Below are 8,306 nucleotides of genomic sequence, written 5' to 3' on the forward strand. Positions count from 1 at the left end.
AGTCTTTAGACTCCAGTGCCGGTAACAAGCCCTTATAGGGCTAGAACAAACCACCGGCTAAGCCGGTGGTTTTGATTTTAATCCTATTTCTTAAACAAATCTTAATAATTTACCCCATTGGAACTTAAGATAATATACAATATTATATATTTGTGATTAATCATAGGAGGCCGAAAGGTCCAAACAATATGGGAGATAAAATGAACAAAATTCTAATATGTGATGATGAACCAGATATCATTTCAGCGTTAAAAATCTATCTTGTAAGTGAAGGTTTTGAAGTAATTAGTGCTTCAAATGGAAAGGAAGCAGTAGATGCCATCAAAGCTCAGACTGATATTAAGTTGATTCTAATGGATGTGATGATGCCGGTGATGGATGGCATAGCAGCTATGGCAGAAATAAGAACATTTTCCAATGTGCCAATCATCATGCTTACAGCAAAAAGCGAAGATGCAGATAAGGTTATGGGACTTACAATAGGCGCTGACGATTATGTGACGAAGCCATTTAATCCAGTGGAGCTGATGGCTAGAGTGAAATCTCAGATTAGAAGATACACGCTACTTGGTGCATCAACAGAGGAAGCTTCTGACAATGACAGTATCCTTCAAATCGGAGGTATCGAGTTAAACGATAAATCTAAAGAGGTTACACTTGATGGCAATTTGGTAAATCTCACTCCACTAGAATTCGATATTTTAAAACTTCTTATGACACATAAGGGGGAAGTTCTCTCACCACGCGACATTTATGAGAAGGTTTGGAATGATACAGTGCTTGGCGCAGAAAGCACTGTGGCTGTTCATATCCGCCATCTCAGGGAAAAATTAGAATATGACAGTGCCAATCCAAGATACCTAAAGGCTGTCTGGGGGCACGGATATAAGATTGATGACTAGCTCATCAGGAGGATGATTATGAAACGACTATACAGTAATGCAAGTAAGATACTTCTTGCAGTGGGATGCACTATTTTTGCATTTATTTGCGTTTTATCACTGGTGATATGCGCATTCTTCCAAAGCTGGAAGTTATATTCGAATGATAAAGATGCATTTTCCGATTTTGTTTATCGATATGCAGGCACAAGTTATGTCACTTTAGCTCTTTCTGATAATCAGGACGATTTTAATGAAGATAAGCTAGATAAAATGAACTGCTATTATGGCATTATCAAGGGGACAAATGCTGAAAACATTGATCTTGATGATGAATCTTTGTATTTATGTAAAAATTTCACCACAACTGTTCCAGATAATGCTTATGTAGGAGATTACAGTATTAATCCAGATACAGAATTTGTGCTTAGTGATAATTTCCTGGACATATGGGGTGGCAATCAGATTATTGATGTAAATACCACTGAATGGAAAACTTATGATATCAATGGTATTGGTTATGATCCTATAAGTCAGAATATGTACGTATATAGTAACGGTGAGTTTTACAAGCTTAGTGAGTCATGCTATGACATCGGTACAGTTGATTATGCCGATGAAGAATCGAAATCAGAGTATTTGAATTCATCTGTGAATATTATTTACAGAAAAATTTGGGAAGCCAATAAACCGGATGTGGTAGATTATTATACTCCTTTAGAAGAGGGAGATAGTGACGAGACTACATATACAATAGAAGATGAGGATTCAGAAGGAACAGAAGAAGAAACAGAAGAAGAAACAACAGAAGAATATGAAGTTGATTATTTGCCTGCAGAACGTGCTCTGCCTAATGCTCCTGTAGAAAATACAGATGGTTTGTATATTGAAGATACTCAGTTTGCCCCTATTACAGATAGTATAGAAGATTTTGCTATTAATATTTATGTGGACGGGTACGGAGAAGAAGCACCAATGGGTGAATACATTGCTGACTTTTCTACTATACATAACACACTTTCAGAAATAAATTATGAAGCATATTTAGAAACTGCTTCTACAGTTGAGGTTGCAACTTTAAATCCTGAAACAGAAAATTATGTTTTTGTATGCTTCCCTAAAGATACATTTAATGGAGTAAATGATTTTTATGCACAGGCTAAATGGTTCATCGGATTTGCCGAGGATACAAAATACGTATTTCCGATAGCAGCGGTACTTTCATTTATACTTTCAATCCTATGTTATGTTCTGTTTATGTGCGCAATTGGCCATAAAAAGAATTCCGATGAAATTAGCGTTAATTGGATTGGTAAGGTTTGGACTGATGTATTTTTCTGGTGCGCTATTATTACGGAATATATTATTTTTGCAATATCCTATTGGCTTGTAGAAGCTATGAGAGATAGCAATTTATCTCTTGGGATGTCTATATTTATATTTGGAATAGTTACAGCAGCTATGATGGCAGTAGGTCTTATGTGGTCAGCGAACCTTTCGGTTAATGTAAAACTACATCGCTTCTTCAAGCATACATTTGCCTACAAAATTATCGTCTGGGGGAAGGGGCGGCTTACTATCCTTCATCAGCAGTCAATAAAGATTCGTAAAAATATTAAATGGACTAGAAGAATTTGGTTTATCTTTATCGTAATTACGATAATTGAATATTTTGTAATTATGATGTCATATGATACTAGAGGAATTGCGCCTTTCTGGGTACTTGAAAAAATAGCTTTTGTCATTGTGCTTCGCAAATTATTATATAGCTATGCCAGAATAAAGGAGACAGCCACAGCCCTTGCGGCAGGAGATTTATCAGCCAAGGTTGATTTAAAGGGGATGCCACTGTTTTTAGAGGAGCATGCCGTTGCTATGAATCAAATTGGTGATGGTATCAATGTAGCTCTTGATGAGCGAACCAAAAGCGAGAGAATGAAGACTGAACTTATAACTAATGTCTCTCACGACATTAAGACTCCGCTTACATCCATCATAAACTACGTGGACTTGCTTAACAAAGAAAAAATTGATAATGAAAAGGCAAAGGAATATTTGGGAGTCCTTAGTCGCCAGTCAGCTCGTTTGAAAAAGCTAATAGAAGATTTAATAGAAGCATCAAAAGCATCTACGGGAAATATTAAATTTACCATGGAAAAAATGAATGCTGTTGTTCTTCTAAATCAATCAATAGGTGAATTTAGCGAAAGACTGGAAGCTGGCAAGATTACAGTGGTAACAGATTTTCCAGCAGATGACATCTTCCTTATGGCGGACAATCGATATCTTTGGAGAGTTTTTGATAACCTTATGTCCAACATCGTGAAATATGCCCAACCGGATACAAGAGCGTATATTGATTTGAAGAGAGTAGACGGCAAAGTCAGATTTACCTTTAGAAATACATCAAAAAATGAGTTAAACATTTCAGCAGATGAGCTTATGGAACGCTTTGTCAGAGGAGACAAGTCTCGTTTCACAGACGGAAATGGCTTAGGTCTTTCCATAGCAAAGAGCTTAACAGAATCTATGGGAGGCTCATTATCCCTTGAAATTGATGGAGATTTGTTTAAAGCAATAGTTGAATTTGACGAGCTCAAAACAGAAGAATAAAAATAATAAACTTAATCTATAAACTTGTGGCAAAATCTATCCGATATAAGATGTGGAGAATGAAAAAGGAGGGTTTTGATGAGTACGATTAATAATTCTTATGAGTATTATCAGAGTAGTCAAGGTCTGCTTTCACTGTTAAATAGCAAAAAAAGTGGAAATGCGCTTATCGACCAAATCATCTCAAACAATGATTTGAAATATCAGCAGAAGATGGAATCCATGGGACTATCATCTAGTAGCTCCAACAGCAAATACAAAAATGTTGATAAGGCTGCTACAAATCTTTTGGATGCTCTTTCAAACCTTGCTGATAAATCTTTATATGAGGCAGAGTCAGGAAAAGAATATGATAATGCTGACTTGTTAAAGGGAGTTACTAATTTTGTAACAGCTTACAACAGCACTATTACAAATCTGACTTCATGTGGCGGTACATTATACAATACATTCCAATCAGAGTTTTTAGAGGCTTATAAAGCAAAGGCTGAGGATTTTGCAAATATCGGAATTACAATGAGCAGCGATAACAAGCTTGTAATCGACCAGGAAAAACTCGTAGCAGCAAATCCAGAGGATATCAAAGCTCTACTCGGTAGTACCTCTTCATACTACAAAAATATTGCCAGCACAGTTGATTCTATTGATACAATAGTTAACAAGGCTATGGCACTAAGCTCAGGAACTTATAGTTCGAGTGGCTTGATGCTTTAAACGATATTAAGGATATCAAAAGGTTCATGGATGAAATAACAATCATTCATGAACCTTTTTTTATTTGCAAGGTATAGGAGAAGACTATGCAGATATCATTTGATTTAGGAAACATGAGTTTTCAAAATAATAGTATAGATGGCCAAACGGTATCAGCTCATTTGACGAATGTGGTTAGAAAATTATAGGAGGAAGCCTCTGATTCAAATAGCAAGGAAGATCCTAAGCTGATGGAAAAAATACAGGCAAAAATAAAAAGCGGGAAAAGGCTAACTAAAAAGGAAGAGTCATATTTAAAAGAGCACAATCTAGAACTCTATCTACAATATCTCAGAATAAGAAGAATGGCTGAAAATCTGGAGCATCAGCTGAAGACTGCTCAGTCTAAAGAAGAGGTTAACGACATAATTTTCTTTGCTTACAACAGTATTTCAGATAAAGATGAATATAAAACAGCTATAATTGCAGCCTTGGATGAAGTAGTAAGGGAATTCAAAAAGACAGATGCATATGCTAGTTTGCCTAGCAATAATGATGAGATAGAAGAGGCAAGAAAAACTAATAGAAACAAAGGCGAGGGCTTGGAGGACGAGGATGAAAATGCTAGTATAGGAGAAGATGATTTTGATGTTATGGCATGGTCTCCTTTACAAGAAGTAATAGATTCTATGCCGAATCTGGATTTACAGTCTTAGTGGAGGATAATAATGACTAAAATACTTTTTGTTTGCCATGGTTCAATTTGTCGCTCGCCTATGGCCAAATATGTAATGCAGGATATGGTAGACAAACGCGGAATTGCAGAGGATTTCTATATCGACTGTGCAGCTATGACATACGAGGAAATAGGCAATCCAGTATATCCACCAGTTAGACAACTGCTTAATGAAAAAGGCATAGACTGCAGCGGCTATGGAGCTCGTCACATTAGAAAGGACGAGTATAGAGATTTTGATTATATAATTGGAATGGATGCAGAAAATATGCGTGACCTACGCTATGAATTTGGTGAAGACAGGGACAACAAAATATACAGGCTTCTTGATTTTACCGATAGACCACGTGATATTGATGATCCTTGGTACACTCGAAAGTTTGACGTTTGTTATAGGGATGTATTGGCTGGTTGCGAAGGCCTTTTAATGCATCTAAATGATTAATATTGATAACAAGAAAAGCTCTTAGTCTTGCTGGCTAAGAGCTTTTAGTATATTTCTTTATAAATTCATCCATTGGAATCGGAGGCGAATAGTACATTCCTTGCAGATAATCGATTCCAATAGATTTCATGGTATCTTCTATTTCTTTTGTTTCTATTCCTTCGGCAGTAAGGCTATAGCCAGTTTCTTTGAATGCTTTTATCAGCATAGGTAAAAGTAAATTTGGATTATCACAGTAGTCCCATACAATACTCATATCGATTTTGACGTTGGAAAATGGTGAATGCTTAAGCCTACTAATGTTTGAATAGCCTGTGCCATAATCATCAAGAGAAAACAGGAATCCTTTATGACGGAGGCTTTGAATTTGATTGTTCATAATATCATCATCGACAATTACTGCTTCTGTTATTTCAAGATGAATGTTTGAAGGTTGAAGATTATATTTTTCTATTAGCTTACTGAAATCTGATGCTAAGTCTTTTTTCATAAACTGTGCAGGAGACAGATTCACATTAATCCATTCTAAGCCCAGATCACTCATGTTATTTTCACTGATAAATTTACATGTCTTTTCAAAAACCTGTTCACCTAGTTGATTTATTCGACCATTGCTTTCAGCAATTGGAATAAATTTATTAGGAGATATTATGTTGCCCTTATCATCCCTGATTCTACATAGGCTTTCAGCGCCCACTAGAGTATTTGTTTTTGCATCCATAATAGGTTGCAGAAATACCTCAACAGTATTATTTTCGATGGCCTTTTCGAGGGATCTTTTAATTGTCGTATTGTCCTGTGTGGCATTGAACATTTCTCGATCTACAAGTACGTGAGATTTGTCGGTGGTATTATTGGCCTTGTTCAAGGCGTTTACTAAAGTATTGATGACAACGTCTGAATCATATAATTCATATTCCGGGCTCACTTCAACAAATCTTGCCTCCAAGTATAGCTCAACATTGTCGGATAACCATGGAGACTTGAAACGTTCTTCGATTTGTTTGATTACAGCCGGAACATCTACGTTGGATTTTGCCATAATGATAAATCTACCAGAGCGATAATAGAAAAGCTTCTCCCTTGGAAGAATTCGTCTAAGGTATGAACCGATGAGGCGAATACCAACATCCATCTGCTTTGTACCATAGATTTCTACGGCCTCTTGATAATGTCTAATCACAAAAGCAAATATAGTGTCATATTTTTGCCTGGTTGTATCTTGAAGAATGATTCGTAGTCCTTCACTATTGAATAAACGTGTCCTTCTTTCTATGAAATACTCTGGATTCATAAAAAGAAGATTAATAGAGATTATGGTCATAACGCAGAAAGTATCCATCAGTAGATACTTAGGAAATAGAATTCGCATGATCAGACCAGATGTAAGTAACAGTAAGTAGAATAAAGTGCCGTAAAAATCTCTTTTGGCCTTAAGTTTGCCTCTAAAAATTATTACAGCATAGGCACTCATAAATAGATAAATGGCGAAATTCAATACTATAATATTGTAAAAATAGCCACGTTGATAGCCGGTAATTTCTATAGAAAAGACAGCTTTAGTCCAAGGTGATGTCAAAGTAACTGTTTCTGTAATAAACAATGGTAGTCTACATAAAAATGTTCTAAATTTGTTTTCTACTGGATCGAGTTCGAGAATACTGCATGTGAACACAAAGAAAGCATATGCTCTTAGATTGAAAAATACAAAGAAGAGCATATTACTAAAAATAACAATAAATTTAGGCAACTCTAAATAGTTCTCACAGGCCCAACTGGAGAATATATCAGAAGAGATTACTATTGTCTCAATTAATAAAAGACTGACAAAGTTCTTATTTACTCTAACAGGCAGTCTTTGTAGCATAAAGTAATTGAGCAATAATATAGCCAATATTAAGATGCTAGGTATAGCGAAACTATAATCCCACATAAGCCCCCTCGACCAAATAAATATCATAACTCTCTCATAAATAATTGTATGCCATTATATCGTCTGATTCCAATGAACAATCTGTGACGGAATTAAGAATATGTTGCAATTAAGTAAATAGCTTTTTATCATTTAAGGTAGACATGTTATCTATTGTAAGATGATTATTGTTATGTATACAAAACATAGGAGGAAATAAATATGAAGATTGCAATGGCAAATGATCATGCAGGAACTCAAATGAAGGAGGAAATTAAAGCATATTTATTAAGTGAAGGATATGAAGTAGAAGACTTTGGGGCATATGACGATAACAGCTGCGACTTATCTGACTTTGTTTATCCAGCAGCTTTGGCAGTAGCTAAGGGCGAATGTGATAGAGGAATCTTTTGCGATGGAGTAGGCTACGGTAGCGCTCTTATTGCAAACAAGATTAATGGATGTTATGCAGCAGTATGCCAGGATCCATTATGTGCAACACTTGCTCGTCAGCACACAGATTCAAACATTCTTTGCCTTGGTGCTAAAATCATTGGCGGTTTGATGGCAATGGAAGTAGTAAAGACTTGGTTAAACACAGACCCACTTATGGAAGAGAAGTACAGAAGAAGAGTTCAGAAGGTGTGCGATATTAACGATAAGCATTGCGTTCCTGTAAAGTAATGGTAGAGCGTTAGATAAAGGATTAGATTAGGTATTGTGGGGTATTTACAAATATTGTACAAACAATTAGTGCAATTCAAACAAAAGGGCGATTTTTGCCGAATAGATTTACTTTTAAAAAATCCTCAAAAAAGGCTTTACAAGTGAAGATACAGGTGATATTATAATCGAGCACTGAGGGACAGCAAGTCACACAGAGCAAAACAAATAAACGAAGATTGATAACTGAACAGTGAAACAAACCTTGAATTAATACAGTTTTGTATAAAACATGTATCCTTGAAATTCATTTAGTTTCTAAGACGAAACAAAAACCTTTATAGTAAACAAGTCAGTTTTATG

Annotated in this window: 7 protein-coding genes; 6 read left to right on the forward strand and 1 reads right to left on the reverse strand. The window is 35.8% G+C overall.

The features are described 5' to 3' along the window. The first annotated feature begins 200 nt into the window (after positions 1-200). The 5 genes from E7274_RS14140 (at position 201) to E7274_RS14160 (ending at position 5,368) form a co-directional block, all read left to right on the forward strand. Positions 201-902 carry a response regulator transcription factor gene (locus tag E7274_RS14140; RefSeq protein ID WP_304176823.1) on the forward strand — a complete coding sequence of 234 codons (702 nt, stop codon included), beginning with the start codon at positions 201-203 and terminating at the stop codon, positions 900-902. Between the two features lie 18 nt (positions 903-920). Next, complete coding sequence (locus E7274_RS14145; RefSeq protein ID WP_304176826.1) at positions 921-3,494, forward strand: sensor histidine kinase; 2,574 nt, start codon at positions 921-923, stop codon at positions 3,492-3,494. 78 nt (positions 3,495-3,572) lie between these two features. Then, positions 3,573-4,208, forward strand: a complete 636-nt coding sequence (locus tag E7274_RS14150) for a hypothetical protein (protein ID WP_304176829.1) — start codon at positions 3,573-3,575, stop codon at positions 4,206-4,208. Positions 4,209-4,438: 230 nt separating this feature from the next. Continuing rightward, on the forward strand, positions 4,439-4,903 hold the full coding sequence (locus E7274_RS14155) for a hypothetical protein (RefSeq protein ID WP_304176835.1): 465 nt from the start codon (positions 4,439-4,441) through the stop codon (positions 4,901-4,903). A gap of 12 nt (positions 4,904-4,915) precedes the next feature. Further along, positions 4,916-5,368, forward strand: coding sequence for a low molecular weight protein-tyrosine-phosphatase (locus E7274_RS14160; protein ID WP_304176837.1), 453 nt, complete (start codon positions 4,916-4,918; stop codon positions 5,366-5,368). 34 nt (positions 5,369-5,402) lie between these two features. On the opposite strand, the gene E7274_RS14165 is transcribed toward E7274_RS14160, so the two are convergent. Then, the gene (locus E7274_RS14165; protein ID WP_304176840.1) at positions 5,403-6,971 is read right to left on the reverse strand and encodes an EAL domain-containing protein; all 1,569 of its coding nucleotides are present in this window, start codon (positions 6,969-6,971) and stop codon (positions 5,403-5,405) included. Between the two features lie 531 nt (positions 6,972-7,502). On the opposite strand from E7274_RS14165, the gene E7274_RS14170 reads away from it, so the two are divergent. Then, a complete protein-coding gene (locus E7274_RS14170; RefSeq protein WP_304176843.1) occupies positions 7,503-7,964 on the forward strand; it encodes an RpiB/LacA/LacB family sugar-phosphate isomerase in 462 nt (153 codons plus the stop codon). Positions 7,965-8,306: the final 342 nt, after the last annotated feature.

Source organism: Pseudobutyrivibrio ruminis, from assembly GCF_015057245.1.
Classification (GTDB): domain Bacteria; phylum Bacillota; class Clostridia; order Lachnospirales; family Lachnospiraceae; genus Pseudobutyrivibrio; species Pseudobutyrivibrio ruminis_E.

What these genes read in the sequence shown, in the direction of transcription:
- E7274_RS14140 (WP_304176823.1), top strand. Translation starts at nt 201, where the DNA reads ATGAACAAAATTCTAATATGTGATGATGAACCAGATATCATTTCAGCG.
- E7274_RS14170 (WP_304176843.1), top strand. Translation starts at nt 7,503, where the DNA reads ATGAAGATTGCAATGGCAAATGATCATGCAGGAACTCAAATGAAGGAG.
- E7274_RS14145 (WP_304176826.1), top strand. Translation starts at nt 921, where the DNA reads ATGAAACGACTATACAGTAATGCAAGTAAGATACTTCTTGCAGTGGGA.
- E7274_RS14150 (WP_304176829.1), top strand. Translation starts at nt 3,573, where the DNA reads ATGAGTACGATTAATAATTCTTATGAGTATTATCAGAGTAGTCAAGGT.
- E7274_RS14155 (WP_304176835.1), top strand. Translation starts at nt 4,439, where the DNA reads ATGGAAAAAATACAGGCAAAAATAAAAAGCGGGAAAAGGCTAACTAAA.
- E7274_RS14160 (WP_304176837.1), top strand. Translation starts at nt 4,916, where the DNA reads ATGACTAAAATACTTTTTGTTTGCCATGGTTCAATTTGTCGCTCGCCT.